The following is a 14,420-nucleotide window of genomic DNA, read 5'->3' as shown; positions in this document are numbered from 1 at the left end:
GAAGCCGAAAATGTTCCACGTGGAACATTTTCATTTGCCGATGCAAAACCGACCGAACAAGGCATCGAGCATATCTTCAGTCCCGGTGTTGCCCAGCAGCCGATCAAAGGCGAGCCGCGCCCGACGCAATCCCTCGGCGATCAAAAGTGGATCGGTAATCTGGCCACCGTCGCGTAACGCTGCAGTCGCCTCCGCGATCAGCGAGGCCTGACGGGCGTTCACCGCCAGCTGGCCCGGCTTCGGCATCGCTTCACGCGCGATTTCGATCAACGCGGCGCGCAGCCTCTCAATCCCCTCGCCCGTCACAGCAGATACATGGAACAATGCGCCTGACTCTACTGCACCGACAAGATCGGTCTTGGTCTGCACTTCCCAGCAACCGGCAGGCCCTTCGCCACCTGGCCCCAGCCACAAAACCAGATCGGCACGCGCCAGCTCCTGCCCCGCCCGCTCGATTCCGATGGCCTCGACCACATCGCCGGTCTCATCGCGTAAACCGGCCGTATCGACGAACAGAAACGGCACTCCGCCCAAAGCGATGGGCCGATGCAACGCATCACGCGTCGTGCCGGCGATGGGAGTGGCTATCGCTGCCTCTTCCTCAATTAAAGCATTGAAAAGGCTACTTTTACCCGCATTGGGCGGCCCGCCGATGGCCACGCGAAATCCCTCTCGCAATATCTCCGCGCGCGGTGCATCCAGCCAGTGGCTCAATTTCTCGGCCAAGTCGCTGCAATCGTTCGAAAAACCGGGATCGATACCCTCCGCATCCTCCTCGTCCGCGAAATCGATCGACGTTTCCACCCGCGCAGAGATCGCCAGCACCTCGTCACGCCATTCATGCACCATGCGTGAGAGTGCACCTCCGCTCAGCGCCTGTGCATTGCGCAATTGCAGTTCGGTTTCGGCGCTCAGCAGATCGGCCAGACCTTCCGCCTCTGCCAGATCGATACGCCCGTTGCGAAAGGCGCGCATGGTAAACTCGCCAGCCTCGGCCTGTCGCAGGCCTTCCAGACGGCCCAGAACCTGCTGCACGCGCGCGACTAGGGCGCGGCCGCCATGCAGGTGCAGTTCCGCGCAATCCTCACCCGTCGCCGTGGCCGGACCGGGCAACGCCAGCACCAGAGTCTCATCCAGCAGACTGCCATCAAGGGGATCGCAAAGCCGCATCACGCTGGCCCTGCGCCGCGGCGGCACGCGCCCGCCCAGACTATCCAGAACCGCCAACGCGCGCGGCCCGCTGATGCGGATTACCGCAATCCCCGCAGGCGGATTACCGCTCGACAGGGCGAAGATCGTGTCGCTGCCAGCCATGGGTCAGCCCCCTGCCCTTACCGGGGGCGAAGGTCCAGCATCAATTCAATTGCTGGGCTTGCTACCCTTTCCGAACGCAGCCAGCGCGCCGGTTTCCATCATCTGCTGGAACATCTTCATGCCGAACTCGCCCATCGGGGTGAATTGCTTGATCATGTCCTGCAGCTGTTCAAGATTGCCGGTGCCCTTCATCGTATTGATCAGCGCATCGACATAAAATTCGTTCGCCTTGGACACATCGGGCAGGCCGAGAAAGCGCCGCGCCTCTTCCGGCGAGCAATCGAATTCGACATTCACTTTCATCGGCTTTCCCCGTGGAGCAATTTCCGTTCTCATACGCTTTCACAGACGGGTGGCAAAGTCCAATCGCGCTTCCTATGCATTGGTTGCAGCCGCGCGCGCAAAAGGAGAGACAGCCATGGAATTCGCAGAAACGATCGCCACGCTGGAAGGGGACGCCAGCTTCGGCGCCTATGTCGCCCGTCCCGCCGGTTCGCCAAAGGCAGCCATCATCGTGATTCAAGAGATTTTCGGCGTAAACGCAGGCATCCGCGACAAATGCGACCGGCTGGCCGGCGACGGTTATCTGGCGGTCGCGCCCGATCTGTTCTTCCGTTTCGAGCCGGGCATCGAGCTTGACCCCGATGTCGAAGCGCAAATGCAGGAAGCTTTCGGCTATTTCGGTAAGTTCGATTTCGATCAGGCGGTCAAGGATCTGGAAGCGACGATCCACTGGATCCGCCTCGAACAGGGTGTCGCCAAGGTCGGCTGCGTCGGGTACTGCGCAGGCGGGCGGCTTGCCTATCTGATGGCGACGCGCACCGATATCGACGCCTCGGTCGGCTATTATGGCGTGATGATCGACCAGATGCTGAACGAAAGCCACGCCATCGCCAATCCGCTGATGCTGCATATCCCGACAGCCGATGGCTTCGTCGGCCCCGATGCGCAAAAAGCGATGCACGAAGGGCTGGACCCGCACCCCAAGGTAACGCTGCACGATTACGAAGGGCTGGACCACGGATTCGCCACCCAGTTCGGCAAAAGGCGGGACGAGGAAGGCGCACAGCTGGCAGACAAGCGCACCGCCGAATTCTTTGCCGCGCATCTGGATTAAGGCTTCCCTATGCAAAATCAGGCGCATTGGCGCAGTTCCGCCGATTTGCTGACCCGCTATGGCCTGCCACTGGCCTTGCTGTTGTTAAGCGGGTTGGCGCTGGCATGGGCGCCAATGCGCTGGCTGGCATGGGTCACATTACCCTTGCTGGCGCTGGCCTTGTGGGACTTCTTTCAGAAAAAGCACACATTGCGCCGCAATTATCCGCTGGTCGCGCGGTTCCGCTGGCTGATGGAGGATTTCCGGCCCTATTTCCGGTCCTATCTGATCGAATCCAATCTGGAAGGCCGCCCGTTCAGCCACGACCAGCGCCGCATCATCTATGCCCGTTCCAAGGGCCAGCTGGATTCGCATCCCTTCGGCACCGAACTTGACGTATATTCCGAGGAATATGAATGGCTTAGCCACTCCATCGCGCCCAATGCGGCCGCGCCGGAGGAATGGCGCTGTCAGGTCGGATCGGACCAGTGCAGCAAGCCCTACTCGGCGGCGCTGCTCAATATCTCGGCGATGAGCTTCGGCTCCCTGTCCGCGAATGCCATCATGGCGCTCAACAAGGGCGCGGCCGAAGGCGGTTTCTATCACGACACCGGAGAGGGCGGCATTTCACGTTACCACAGCGCGCATGGCGGCGATCTGGTGTGGGAACTGGGCAGCGGCTATTTCGGGTGCCGGAACAAGGATGGCAGTTTCGATCCCGCCCGCTTTGCCGACAGCGCCCAAACCGACGCCGTCAAGATGGTCGAGGTCAAGCTGAGCCAGGGTGCGAAACCAGGTCATGGCGGCATGTTGCCCGGTAGCAAGGTGACCGGGGAGATCGCCGAGGCCCGCGGCGTGGGCGTGGGCGAGGATTGTATCTCTCCGGCTGCCCATCCGGCGTTTTCCACTCCGATCGAAATGATAGAATGGTGCGCGACATTGCGCGATCTGTCGGGCGGCAAGCCGGTGGGCGTAAAGCTGTGCGTGGGACAACCGCACGAGCTGATGGCGATGGCCAAGGCCATGCTGAAAACCGGCATCACGCTGGATTATATTGTCGTCGACGGAGCCGAAGGCGGCACGGGTGCGGCGCCGGTCGAATTATCGAACCGCGTCGGCATGCCGCTGCGCGAGGGCACGATCATGCTGCGCAACATGCTGGTTGGCACGGGGCTGAAACCGCAAGTGAAGATCGCCGCGGCCGGCAAGGTGCATTCGGGTGCCGGTCTTGCGATGAATTTCGGTCTGGGTGCGGACTGGTGCAACGCGGCGCGCGCCTTCATGTTCGCGCTTGGCTGCGTGCAATCGATGAAATGCCACACCGACGAATGCCCCACCGGCGTCGCCACGCAGGACGCGACACGCCAGCGCGGGCTGGTGGTTGACGACAAGGCGGCACGCGTCGCCCGCTTTCAGCGCCAGACCCTGCACGGATTGCGCGAAATCGTGGTCGCCATGGGGCTCGACAATCCGTGGCAGATCCAGCCGCACCATATCCGCGAACGGATGAACCCGGTGCGCTCGGATTCGATGGACCGGTTCTACAGCTTCCTCGAACCCGGCGTGCTGTTGGAAGATGCCGATGCCACCCCCTATGCCCGCCACTGGAATGCGGCGAGCGCGGAGACGTTTCGGATGGTGGGCTAACCCGCCGCCGGATTACTGGTTCATCGTGGCGAAGAAGTCTTCGTTGGTCTTCGAATCCTTCATCTTGTCGAGAAGGAATTCCATCGAATCGATCGTGCCCATCTGCATCAGGATGCGGCGCAGGACCCACATCTTCGACAGCTGCTCCTTGCCGACCAGCAGCTCTTCCTTGCGGGTGCCGGACTTGCCGACATCCAGTGCAGGGAAGATGCGCTTGTCCGCGACCTTGCGGTCGAGCACGATTTCCGAGTTGCCGGTGCCCTTGAACTCTTCGAAGATCACTTCGTCCATGCGGCTGCCGGTATCGATCAGCGCGGTCGCGATGATGGAGAGCGAGCCGCCCTCCTCGATATTACGCGCCGCACCGAAGAATCGCTTGGGACGCTGCAGCGCGTTCGCATCGACACCGCCGGTCAGCACCTTGCCCGACGACGGGACGACGGTGTTATAGGCACGGCCCAGACGCGTGATCGAATCGAGCAGGATCACCACGTCCTTCTTGTGCTCGACCAGGCGCTTCGCCTTTTCGATCACCATTTCGGCAACCTGCACGTGGCGCTGCGCCGGTTCGTCGAAGGTGGAGGAGATGACCTCGCCCTTCACCGAACGCTGCATGTCGGTCACTTCCTCGGGCCGTTCGTCGACCAGCAGGACCAGCAGGAACACTTCAGGGTGGTTGTCGGTGATCGCCTTGGCGATGTTCTGCAGCAGCACGGTCTTACCGGTTCGCGGCGGCGCCACGATCAGCGCGCGCTGGCCCTTGCCCTGCGGCGAGATGATATCGATCACGCGGGCCGACTTGTCCTTCACCGTCGGATCCTTGGTGTCGAGGATCAGCTTCTCGTCCGGATAGAGCGGAGTGAGGTTGTCGAAATTGACGCGGTGACGGACGACATCGGGATCGTCGAAGTTCACCTTCAGCAGCTTGGTCAGCGCGAAATAGCGTTCGCCGTCGCGCGGGGCGCGAATCTCGCCCTCCACCGTGTCGCCGGTGCGCAGGCCGAATTTGCGGACCTGATTGGGCGAGACATAGATATCGTCGGGGCCGGCCAGATAATTGGCTTCGGGGCTGCGCAGAAAGCCGAAGCCGTCGGGCAGAACCTCGATCGTGCCGATGCCAAGGATTTCCTCGTCCTCGGCAACCTCTTTCAGGATGCCGAACATCAGATCCTGGCGCCGCATCGTCGACGCGCCCTCGACGCCCAGCTCTTCGGCCATTTCGACCAGCTCGGCGGGGGTCTTTTGTTTGAGTTCTTTCAGATGCATTTTCTTGTTCCGATTAGGGAGGTCCGCTTGGCGTCCTTGAACCGGAAATTCGCACGCAGATTCGGCGAAGGCAGGACGTTATTCGGTTTTAAAGGCTGGGGCAGAAGCACTGCATGGATGCGCAGTCCCTGCCGAAAGACGAGAGCAAGATAAGGGTCGCGCGGCGCAAGGTCAATCGCCGTTCGGCGCTTACCCTGTCACCTTTTGTCGCAAACCGGTGCCGCACGGGGCACAATCAGAACGGTTTGACGACCACCAAAGCGACAATCAGCGCCAAAAGCACTGCGGGCGCTTCGCCCCACATGCGCAATTGTTTTTCGCTCATCGGCCTTTCGCCGCGCGCCATCCTGCGTGCCTTGCCCATCATGATCCCGTGATAGGCGGACATCAGAACGACCAGCAGCAATTTGGCATGGAACCACCCCTCGCTCCATGCGCCCAGCACATAGGCGAGCGCCAGCCCGAGCACCCAGACGACCACGATGCTGGGGTTGAGGATGATCTTGCCGAGCAGGCCGATCCGTTTGGCCCACAAAGCCTCTTCATCCGAAGCCGGCGCGGCGGAATGCATATAGATCATCTGGCGCGGCAGCATGAAAAGCCCCGCCATCCAGAACACGACAAAGATGATGTGGCCGGTCTTCAGCCAGAGGTAGATCATCGAAAGCGCCTCTTGCATAACCGCCTAGATAGCGGCGCCGGTCCGCGGGTTGAAGAGGGTGCCCGCCGGAAATTCCGGATGGCCGGCCCCGGTCACGGCCGTTCCCAGTCGCGCACCACCTTCAGCAGCGTTTCGACATGCTCGATCGGCGTGAACTGACCAATGCCATGCCCCAGATTGAACACATGCGGCCGGTGCGCACAGGCGTCGAGAATGAAACGCGCACGCCGCTCGAGCTCTTCGCCGCCTGCCAGCAGACGCAGCGGATCGAGATTGCCTTGCAGCGGCATGCCATCGGGCAATTCACGTGCTGCCCACGCGATATCCACCGTCTCGTCCACACCGACCGCATCGACCAGCGTTTCGCGCGCATAGGCGACCAGCTTCTCGCCCGCGCCCTTGGGAAAGCCGATGATCGGCACGCCGGGGCAACGCTGGCGCACGGCGCTGACGATGCGGGCGGTGGGCGCGATCACCCAGCGGCCGAATTCGTCAGGCGCAAGGCTGCCTGCCCAGCTGTCGAAAATCTGCACAGCCTCGGCCCCTGCCTCGATCTGGCCGATCAGATAGGTCGTCGTCACCTCGACGATCCCGTCGATGATCGCCTGAAACGCAGCCGGATCGCGATAGGCCAGTTCACGCGTCGCATGCTGGTCCCGGCTCCCCTCGCCGTTCACCATATAGGTGGCGACTGTCCATGGCGCCCCCGCAAAGCCCAGCATCGTCTGCTCAGGGCCAAGCTGGGCCTTTACCAGCCCCACGGTCCGGTAAATGGGATCGAGGCGCTGTGGCACGGCTTCCAGCGCCTTTAACGCGCTATCGGCAAGGCGGGGGGACAGCTTGGGTCCCTCACCCGCCAGGAATTCCAGGTCCTGCCCCATCGCATAGGGCACGATCAGAATGTCGGAGAACAGGATTGCCCCGTCGAACCCGAAGCGGCGCAAGGGCTGCATCGTGATCTCGGCCGCAGCCTCGCTGTCATAGACCAGGGCGAGAAAACCGCCCTTTTCCGCCCGCAAGGCGCGATATTCGGGCAGATAGCGTCCCGCCTGCCGCATCAGCCACAGGGGCCGCCGGTCAAGATTCCTGCCTTTCAGCGTTTCGAGAAGAGGGCCTGCCATGATTCTCCAAAATAAAGATTCTTATTGAAAGGATTTAGGACTCTGTTGGCCCTGTGGATTGCGGGGATTGCCGCGATTGCCCGAATTATCACCGCAAGGCCACTGCAAATCGCGTTTCCCGAATCCGCACGGCTCTTGAGTCAAACGCTAGTTCTTCGCCTTATGAACAGGCTGTGGGCGAAACCGGCGCCTGTCCACAAGCCGACCGATGCATGGACTCGCAACGGGGATGGAATCCGTGCTTTCGCTTGTCCCCGCCTTCGTCCCGTGATTTATCGACGCAATCGTCCACAAGCCGTTTTGAGCCCTGCTAACAGGAATCCGCCCAACTCCATGACCCGCCTTCACCTGCATCTGTTGTCGGATTCCACCGGCGAGACGCTGGAAATGATTGCCAAGGCCGCGCTGGCGCAATTCGAAGGGGCCGATGTCGACCGGCATTTCTGGCCGATGGTGCGCTCGCAGCAGCATCTGGACCGGATTATGGGCGAAATCACGCGCAATCCCGGGCTGGTGCTGTTCACTCTGGCCAATCAGGATATCCGCGAACGGCTGGAAGCGAAATGCCGCGAGGCCGGTCTGGCCACCGTTTCCGCATTGGACGAAGTGACGCGCAGCCTGTCGAGCCTGCTGGGGCAGGAGGCGCATGCAAGGCCCGGCCGCCAGCACCGCATGGACGAAGCCTATTTCGCGCGGGTCGAGGCGATCCAGTTCACCATCGCCCATGACGACGGTTTGATGTGGGAGGAATGGGAAGAGGCCGATATCGTGCTGGCAGGCGTATCGCGCACGTCGAAGACGCCAACCTCGATCTATCTGGCCAATCGCGGATTTCGCACCGCCAATATCCCCATCGTGGTCGAATCGCCGCCGCCCAAGGTGCTGTTCGGCCTGCGCCGTCCGCTGGTCGTGGGGCTGACGACTTCGCCCGACCGGCTGATCCAGATCCGCCGCAACCGGCTGTTGTCGCTGAACCAGACACCCGAAACCGATTATGTGGATCAGGACCGCGTCGAAAAGGAACTGAAATATGCCCGCCGCATGTTCGCCGATAACGGTTGGCCGGTGATCGACGTCACCCGCCGCTCGATCGAGGAAACCGCCGCGGCCGTTATCAATCTGGTCAACGAACGGCAGAGCGGCATGTCAAAGGGCAATCCCGGTCCCAAGCCGGTATGAACGGGTACGCATGATTATTCTCGCATCGAAAAGCGCGTCGCGGCAGGCAATGCTGCAGCAGGCAGGCGTTCCGTTTGAATCGCATCCCGCGGATCTGGACGAGCGTGCGCTGGAGGCGCAGATGGCGGGCGCTGTCCCGCAGGATATCGCGCTGGCACTTGCGAAAGCCAAGGCGCTGGCCGTGCCGCAGACCGGCGGATTGGTATTGGGCAGCGACTCGCTGGTCGAGGTGGATGGCCGCCGTTTCGACAAGCCCGCCAGCCGCGGCGATGCCGCCGAACATCTGCGCTTCTTTTCGGGGCGGTGCATGAACCTGCACAGCGCCGCCGCGCTGGTCCGCGACGGCGATATCGTGTGGAGCCATAAGGCGCTTGCCCGCCTGCATGTCCGTGTCCTGAGCGATGATTTTATCGAAGCCTATTTGGACAAGGAATGGCCCGAAGTGGGCTGGTGCGTCGGCGTATTCCGGATAGAGGCACTGGGCGTGCAATTATTCGATGCAATCGAAGGGGATTATTTCACTGTGCTGGGAATGCCATTGCTGCCGGTACTGGGCGCATTGCGCGAGTTCGGGGCGATGCCGCGATGAGCACGGATCTTCCCTATGCCGAAGTCATCGGCGATCCGATCGCGCAATCGAAATCGCCGCCGATTCACAAATTCTGGCTGGATAGGTTGGGATTGGAAGGCGATTACCGGCGCTGTCACGTTACTCCTGATGCCTTGGCCGGATATATCGCCGACCGCCGCGCCGATCCGGCATGGCGCGGTTGTAATGTGACCATGCCGCACAAGCAGGCGATCATGTCGATGATCGACACCATCGATCCCGCTGCCGCCGCTATCGGCGCAGTCAATACGGTGGTGCGTCAGCCCGACGGATCGCTGACCGGTTTCAACACCGATGCGCCCGGTTTTCTGGAACCGCTGCTCGACGATCTGGCCCAGCCGCATCTGTTTCGCATGGCACGGATCATCGGAAACGGCGGCGCGGCGCGCGCTTTGGTCAAGGCATTGTCCGACCATGGCTTTGTCATCGTGATATTCGGCCGCGATCCCGCCAAGGGCCGCGCCCTGCTGGACGAGCTGGACCCCGAGGGGGAGCATCACACCGCCCCGCTTTCGTCGCTGGCCGAACCGACCGGTTTCGCATTCGACGACCGCGTCGGTTGCCTTGACGTGGTCGTCAATGCCAGCCCGCTGGGCATGGCAGGTAACCCTCCGCTGGCATTGCACCCCAGCCATATTCCGCCGCGTTCGATCTGCTATGAAATCGTCACCAGCCCGCTGGAAACGGAGTTTCTGAAAACCGCTGCCGCAGGGGGCTTTCGCACTATCGACGGTCTATCGATGCTGATCGGACAAGCCGCCTATGCGTTCGAGAAATTTTTCGGCCAGCCCGCTCCGCGCGGCGAGGACGCCGCTTTGCGCGATATATTGACGGCATGAGCGTTAACGGAACGAGCGTTGCCAGCACGAGCGGGCGCCGCCCTTTCATTCTGGGCCTGACCGGATCGATCGGCATGGGTAAGTCCACCGTGGCATCCATGTTCCGCGATGCCGGCGTGCCGGTTTTCGATGCTGATGCCGAAGTGCACCGGCTGCAAGGGCCCGACGGGCTGCTGATCCCCGCCATTGAAGAGGCGTTTCCCGGCACTACCGGCCCCGAAGGCGTCAGGCGGGCTGATCTTGGCGCGATCGTCTTTGCCGATCCGCAAGCGCTCCGGCGATTGGAAGCCATCGTTCATCCCGCCGTCGCGGAAGAGCGTTTTGCGTTCATGGAAGAACATCGCGATGCGCCGTTGATCGTGTTCGATATCCCGCTGCTTTACGAGAAAACGGGCACGCGCGGGCTGGACGGGGTGGCAGTCGTTTCCGCCCCCGCCAGCGTGCAACGCACGCGCGTGCTGGCACGACCCAACATGACCGAGACGAAATTCGGCGAGATTCTGGCTCTGCAAGTGCCCGATGCCGAAAAGCGCGAGCGGGCCGATTATATCATAGAGAATGGCGGCCCGCTGGAGGAAACGCAAGCGCAGGTCCACGCGCTGATCGCCGCGTTGACAGCATAGCAAAAGGGCGGCCCCAAAGGACCGCCCTTTCGTTTCTGAAACCAGACCGGAAAGTCAGCTCTTGCCGGCATCCTCGTCCGATTCTTTCGACCCTTCGGTCTTGCCGACCGGCTTTTTCGCAACCGGCTTCTTCTTACGGCGCTTGACGATCTTGGGCGGAGCAGGGGTCAGCTCGAACGCAAGCTCGGGCTTGCCGTCCTCGTCATCCCTGGTGCTGACATGCACCTCGCCCCCGCCGGCCAGCTTGCCGAACAGCAATTCCTCGGCCAGCGGCTGTTTGACCTTTTCCTGTATCACGCGGCCCATCGGGCGCGCACCATAGAGGCGGTCATAGCCGCGATCGGCCAGCCAGCTGCGGGCATCGCCGTCGAACTGGATGTGGACATTCTGGTCGGCCAGCTGAAGTTCCAGCTGAAGGATGAACTTGTCGACCACGCGGCTGACGATTTCCTTGCCCAGATAGGCAAAGGGCACGATCGCATCAAGGCGGTTGCGGAATTCGGGGCTGAACATCTTCTTCACGGCCTCGTCGCCCGCGTCCGCCTTGGACACGTCTCCGAAACCGATGCCGCTGCGCGCCATATCCGCCGCGCCCGCATTGGTCGTCATGATGAGGACGACATTGCGGAAATCGACCGTCTTGCCGTGGTGATCGGTCAGGCGACCGTTATCCATCACCTGCAGCAATATGTTGAACAGGTCGGGATGCGCCTTCTCGATCTCGTCCAGCAGCAGCACGCAATGCGGTTGCTGATCGATGGCATCGGTCAGCAGACCGCCCTGATCGAAACCGACATAGCCCGGAGGCGCACCGATCAGGCGCGATACCGAGTGCCGCTCCATATATTCCGACATGTCGAAACGCTGCAGCGGAATGCCCATGATGCTGGCCAGTTGGCGCGCCACCTCGGTCTTGCCGACGCCGGTGGGGCCACTGAACAGGAACGAACCGATCGGTTTATCGGCATCGCGCAGACCCGCACGCGACAGTTTCATCGCCGTGGACAGCACCTCGATCGCCTTGTCCTGTCCGAACACCACCTGTTTCAGGTCGCGTTCCAGGTTTTCCAGCGCCTTTTTGTCGTCCTTGGACACCGACTTCGCCGGAATCCGCGCCATGGTAGAGATCACCTTCTCGATCTCGCGCGCGGTGATCGTCTTCTTGCGGCGGCTGGGCGGGACCAGCATCTGCATCGCGCCCACCTCGTCGATCACGTCGATCGCCTTGTCGGGCAGCTTGCGGTCGTTGATGTAACGGGCCGACAGTTCTACGGCGGTCTTGATCGCGTCGGGGGTGTATTTCACCTTGTGGTGATCCTCGAACGCAGAGCGCAGACCCTTCAGGATCTTGATCGTATCCTCGACCGTGGGTTCGTTCACATCAATCTTCTGGAACCGGCGCAGCAAGGCGCGGTCCTTTTCGAAATGGTTGCGGAACTCCTTGTATGTGGTCGACCCGACGCAGCGGATCGCCCCTGACGACAATGCGGGTTTCAGCAGGTTCGAGGCATCCATCGCCCCGCCGCTGGTCGCGCCCGCGCCGATAACGGTGTGAATCTCGTCGATGAACAGGATCGCCTCGGGCATTTTCTCAAGCTCGGAAACAACCTGCTTCAGCCGCTCCTCGAAATCGCCGCGATAGCGGGTGCCCGCCAGCAGCGCGCCCATGTCGAGCGAGTAGATCACGGCTTCGGCCAGCACTTCGGGCACGTCGCCTTCGACGATCTTGCGTGCCAGACCTTCGGCAATGGCGGTCTTGCCCACGCCGGGATCACCCACGTAAAGCGGGTTGTTCTTGGAACGGCGGCACAGGATCTGGATCGTGCGATCCACTTCGGGCCCGCGCCCGATCAGCGGATCGACCTTGCCGGCCAAGGCCTTGGAATTGAGGTTCACCGTAAACTGGTCGAGCGCCGAATCCTTTTTGCCCTTCGATCCGCTCTCGGCCTTTTCCTCGGCCTTCGGGTCTTCGTCGCTGCCCTTGGGCTGGCGCTGTTCGACCTGCTTGCCGGTCTTGCCGATGCCGTGGCTGATGAACGATACCGCGTCCAGACGGCTCATATCCTGTTGCTGCAGGAAATAGACGGCATAGGAATCACGTTCGGAAAACAGCGCGACCAGCACGTTCGCGCCCGTCACCGTATCCTTGCCCGATGACTGCACATGCAGGATCGCGCGCTGGATCACCCGCTGGAAACCGGCAGTGGGCGAGGGATCGGCCTTTTCCGTCGTTTTCAGCGACTGGTATTCCTGATCCAGATATTGCTTCACCACGCCGGTCAGCTCGGCAAGGTCGACACCGCAGGCTTCCATCACCTGCGCGGCATCTTCATCCTCGATCAAGGCAAGGAGAAGATGTTCCAGAGTCGCATATTCATGGGCGCGCTCTGCCGCATTGGCGAGCGCGGTGTGCAGCGTTTTCTCAAGGCTCTGGGCGAAAGATGGCATTGGGCGCTATTTCCTATCCAAAGGGAACCGGAGTCGCGATTATGGGACTATGCCCATGAACGTAAGGCGAAAGCGTTAATTTGCTTTCGCGGGTCTGTCGGCGGGAGGGCCATGATCCTTCGCGCAATGGCGCGGCGGAGTTGAGGCTTGCAGGCCGTGTTGCAACGGTAGGCGCCGCCGGGCTTCGTGGAGAGGCGGCGCGGGCGATCATGCTGGCGGCTTTTCCGGCGAACCGAAAAGCGCTTCGGCAGCAAGGCGGTACTTGTCCGCACGATCCATATGGGATCGGGTCCGGACGATCTCAAGCTCCAGCAGATTGATGCGTTCCTTGAGCTCGTCCTGCGAAAGCGGGTCGAGGTTCTCGCTTGCGAGTTTGGCCGCAAGCTCGCCGTTTTGGCCGGAAGGCCGGGGGCGATCATCGTCGAACATTGCAAAATCCGATCATGCCTTTGTTTACCTTGCTGTCAATGCACCTTGCGGTTAACTGCATCCCGATGGCCCGAAATCCACAATTCGCGCCATGGAAAATCGTGCGGGCCAATGGTGCAGGGGGTATCCATGGCCAGCGTGAGTGCATCCATGCATCAGGGGTAGATGTGAACGAAATCGCGAGCAGCAATCGCCAGATCGCCGAATCGATGACCGCCATTGCCATTACCGGCAAAGGGGGACCCGAAGTGCTCGTCCCGCAGGACATGGCCGTGCCGGTCCCCGCTGCGGACGAGGTTTTGCTGCGCGTCCACGCAGCGGGCGTGAACCGGCCCGATGTGATGCAGCGCGCAGGGCTCTATCCGCCGCCGCCCGGCGCGCCTGACACGCCGGGGCTTGAAGTGGCGGGCGAAGTGGTCGCGGTCGGTGACAATGTCGATCCGTCCTTGCTGGGCACGCGCCAGTGCGCATTGGTGGCGGGCGGCGGTTATGCGCAATATTGCGTGGCCAAGGCCGATCATTGCCTGCCCGTGCCCGATGGCCTGCCGATGGAACAGGCCGCCGCGCTGCCCGAAACCCTGTTCACCGTATGGAGCAATGTGTTCGAACGCGGCCTTGCGGACGAGGGCGAATGGCTGTTGGTCCATGGCGGCACCAGCGGGATCGGCACCATGGCGATCAAGCTGGCAGTCCTGTTCGGATTGAAGATCATCGTCACCTGCGGCGGCGCGGCCAAATGCGATGCAGCGCTGGCCATGGGCGCGCATCATGCCGTCGATTACAAATCGCAGGACTTTGTCGAGGAAGTGAAGCGGATCACCGGAGGGCGCGGCGTCGATGTCGTGCTCGACATGATTTCGGGCGATTATGTCGCGCGCAATATCGCCTGCATGGCCGATGATGCGCGCCATGTGACGATCGCCGTGCAAGGCGGGGTGAAGGCCGAGATTCCGATGCACAAGGTGCTGACCAAGCGGCTGACGCTGACCGGTTCGACGCTGCGCCCCCGTTCCGACAGGTTCAAGGCGGGGCTGACCGAAGAGATCCGCCGTGAGGTATGGCCTTTCGTCGAAAGCGGGCAATTGCGCCCCGCGATGGATTCGACCTTTCCGCTGGAACGCGCCGCCGATGCCCATGCCCGCATGGATCAGGATCATATCGGCAAGATCGTACTGACGGTATGATGG

At 61.7% G+C, this 14,420-nt stretch carries 14 protein-coding genes; 7 read left to right on the top strand and 7 right to left on the bottom strand.

Annotated elements, in window-relative coordinates; genetic code table 11:
• Nucleotides 1–30: 30 nt before the first annotated feature.
• Together mnmE and LOZ74_RS17755 are read right to left on the bottom strand one after the other, a co-directional pair.
• Nucleotides 31–1,314: a tRNA uridine-5-carboxymethylaminomethyl(34) synthesis GTPase MnmE gene (gene mnmE / locus LOZ74_RS17760; protein ID WP_230292293.1), complete on the bottom strand. Its 1,284-nt coding sequence runs from the start codon at nt 1,312–1,314 to the stop codon at nt 31–33.
• Between the two features lie 45 nt (nt 1,315–1,359).
• Nucleotides 1,360–1,617: a DUF6489 family protein gene (locus LOZ74_RS17755; RefSeq protein WP_230292292.1), complete on the bottom strand. Its 258-nt coding sequence runs from the start codon at nt 1,615–1,617 to the stop codon at nt 1,360–1,362.
• Nucleotides 1,618–1,732: 115 nt separating this feature from the next.
• Between LOZ74_RS17755 and LOZ74_RS17750 the strand changes: the two genes are divergently transcribed.
• On the top strand, nt 1,733–2,431 hold the full coding sequence (locus tag LOZ74_RS17750; RefSeq protein WP_230292291.1) for a dienelactone hydrolase family protein: 699 nt from the start codon (nt 1,733–1,735) through the stop codon (nt 2,429–2,431).
• Between the two features lie 9 nt (nt 2,432–2,440).
• Entirely contained in the window at nt 2,441–4,057 is a 1,617-nt protein-coding gene (locus LOZ74_RS17745) for an FMN-binding glutamate synthase family protein (protein WP_230292290.1), read from the top strand.
• A 12-nt stretch (nt 4,058–4,069) separates the two neighbouring features.
• Here LOZ74_RS17745 and rho read toward each other — a convergent pair whose 3' ends face one another.
• From rho to hemE, 3 genes are all read right to left on the bottom strand, one after another.
• Nucleotides 4,070–5,323: a transcription termination factor Rho gene (gene rho, locus LOZ74_RS17740; RefSeq protein ID WP_230279585.1), complete on the bottom strand. Its 1,254-nt coding sequence runs from the start codon at nt 5,321–5,323 to the stop codon at nt 4,070–4,072.
• Between the two features lie 235 nt (nt 5,324–5,558).
• Entirely contained in the window at nt 5,559–6,002 is a 444-nt protein-coding gene (locus LOZ74_RS17735; RefSeq protein WP_230292289.1) for a CopD family protein, read from the bottom strand.
• 74 nt (nt 6,003–6,076) lie between these two features.
• A complete protein-coding gene (gene hemE / locus LOZ74_RS17730) occupies nt 6,077–7,105 on the bottom strand; it encodes a uroporphyrinogen decarboxylase (RefSeq protein ID WP_230279587.1) in 1,029 nt (342 codons plus the stop codon).
• Nucleotides 7,106–7,438: 333 nt separating this feature from the next.
• Between hemE and LOZ74_RS17725 the strand changes: the two genes are divergently transcribed.
• From LOZ74_RS17725 to coaE, 4 genes are read left to right on the top strand one after another with little or no spacing between them, the layout of a single operon-like run.
• The gene (locus tag LOZ74_RS17725; RefSeq protein WP_230279588.1) at nt 7,439–8,284 is read left to right on the top strand and encodes a pyruvate, water dikinase regulatory protein; all 846 of its coding nucleotides are present in this window, start codon (nt 7,439–7,441) and stop codon (nt 8,282–8,284) included.
• Nucleotides 8,285–8,294: 10 nt separating this feature from the next.
• Nucleotides 8,295–8,873: a Maf family protein gene (locus tag LOZ74_RS17720; RefSeq protein WP_230292288.1), complete on the top strand. Its 579-nt coding sequence runs from the start codon at nt 8,295–8,297 to the stop codon at nt 8,871–8,873.
• The gene (locus LOZ74_RS17715) at nt 8,870–9,733 is read left to right on the top strand and encodes a shikimate dehydrogenase (RefSeq protein ID WP_230292287.1); all 864 of its coding nucleotides are present in this window, start codon (nt 8,870–8,872) and stop codon (nt 9,731–9,733) included. The genes LOZ74_RS17720 and LOZ74_RS17715 overlap by 4 nt, the downstream gene beginning before the upstream one ends.
• A complete protein-coding gene (coaE, locus tag LOZ74_RS17710) occupies nt 9,730–10,356 on the top strand; it encodes a dephospho-CoA kinase (RefSeq protein WP_230292286.1) in 627 nt (208 codons plus the stop codon). The genes LOZ74_RS17715 and coaE overlap by 4 nt, the downstream gene beginning before the upstream one ends.
• Before the next feature lie 54 nt (nt 10,357–10,410).
• Here coaE and clpA read toward each other — a convergent pair whose 3' ends face one another.
• Together clpA and LOZ74_RS17700 are read right to left on the bottom strand one after the other, a co-directional pair.
• Nucleotides 10,411–12,804: an ATP-dependent Clp protease ATP-binding subunit ClpA gene (gene clpA / locus LOZ74_RS17705; protein WP_230292285.1), complete on the bottom strand. Its 2,394-nt coding sequence runs from the start codon at nt 12,802–12,804 to the stop codon at nt 10,411–10,413.
• 207 nt (nt 12,805–13,011) lie between these two features.
• Entirely contained in the window at nt 13,012–13,233 is a 222-nt protein-coding gene (locus LOZ74_RS17700; RefSeq protein WP_230292284.1) for a DUF1192 domain-containing protein, read from the bottom strand.
• A 209-nt stretch (nt 13,234–13,442) separates the two neighbouring features.
• On the opposite strand from LOZ74_RS17700, the gene LOZ74_RS17695 reads away from it, so the two are divergent.
• Nucleotides 13,443–14,417: an NAD(P)H-quinone oxidoreductase gene (locus tag LOZ74_RS17695; RefSeq protein ID WP_230293954.1), complete on the top strand. Its 975-nt coding sequence runs from the start codon at nt 13,443–13,445 to the stop codon at nt 14,415–14,417.
• Nucleotides 14,418–14,420 lie beyond the last annotated feature (3 nt).

The sequence above is a fragment of the Croceicoccus sp. Ery5 genome (assembly GCF_020985325.1).
Lineage (GTDB): Bacteria > Pseudomonadota > Alphaproteobacteria > Sphingomonadales > Sphingomonadaceae > Croceicoccus.
This window is presented reverse-complemented; position numbering and strand designations above follow the sequence as displayed.

Excerpts from the sequence above, each read along its gene's own strand:
- LOZ74_RS17745 (WP_230292290.1), top strand. The coding sequence starts at position 2,441 with ATGCAAAATCAGGCGCATTGGCGCAGTTCCGCCGATTTGCTGACCCGC.
- LOZ74_RS17755 (WP_230292292.1), bottom strand. The coding sequence starts at position 1,617 with ATGAAAGTGAATGTCGAATTCGATTGCTCGCCGGAAGAGGCGCGGCGC.
- LOZ74_RS17725 (WP_230279588.1), top strand. The coding sequence starts at position 7,439 with ATGACCCGCCTTCACCTGCATCTGTTGTCGGATTCCACCGGCGAGACG.
- LOZ74_RS17715 (WP_230292287.1), top strand. The coding sequence starts at position 8,870 with ATGAGCACGGATCTTCCCTATGCCGAAGTCATCGGCGATCCGATCGCG.
- LOZ74_RS17695 (WP_230293954.1), top strand. The coding sequence starts at position 13,443 with ATGACCGCCATTGCCATTACCGGCAAAGGGGGACCCGAAGTGCTCGTC.
- mnmE (WP_230292293.1), bottom strand. The coding sequence starts at position 1,314 with ATGGCTGGCAGCGACACGATCTTCGCCCTGTCGAGCGGTAATCCGCCT.
- LOZ74_RS17700 (WP_230292284.1), bottom strand. The coding sequence starts at position 13,233 with ATGTTCGACGATGATCGCCCCCGGCCTTCCGGCCAAAACGGCGAGCTT.
- clpA (WP_230292285.1), bottom strand. The coding sequence starts at position 12,804 with ATGCCATCTTTCGCCCAGAGCCTTGAGAAAACGCTGCACACCGCGCTC.
- coaE (WP_230292286.1), top strand. The coding sequence starts at position 9,730 with ATGAGCGTTAACGGAACGAGCGTTGCCAGCACGAGCGGGCGCCGCCCT.
- hemE (WP_230279587.1), bottom strand. The coding sequence starts at position 7,105 with ATGGCAGGCCCTCTTCTCGAAACGCTGAAAGGCAGGAATCTTGACCGG.
- LOZ74_RS17750 (WP_230292291.1), top strand. The coding sequence starts at position 1,733 with ATGGAATTCGCAGAAACGATCGCCACGCTGGAAGGGGACGCCAGCTTC.
- rho (WP_230279585.1), bottom strand. The coding sequence starts at position 5,323 with ATGCATCTGAAAGAACTCAAACAAAAGACCCCCGCCGAGCTGGTCGAA.
- LOZ74_RS17735 (WP_230292289.1), bottom strand. The coding sequence starts at position 6,002 with ATGCAAGAGGCGCTTTCGATGATCTACCTCTGGCTGAAGACCGGCCAC.
- LOZ74_RS17720 (WP_230292288.1), top strand. The coding sequence starts at position 8,295 with ATGATTATTCTCGCATCGAAAAGCGCGTCGCGGCAGGCAATGCTGCAG.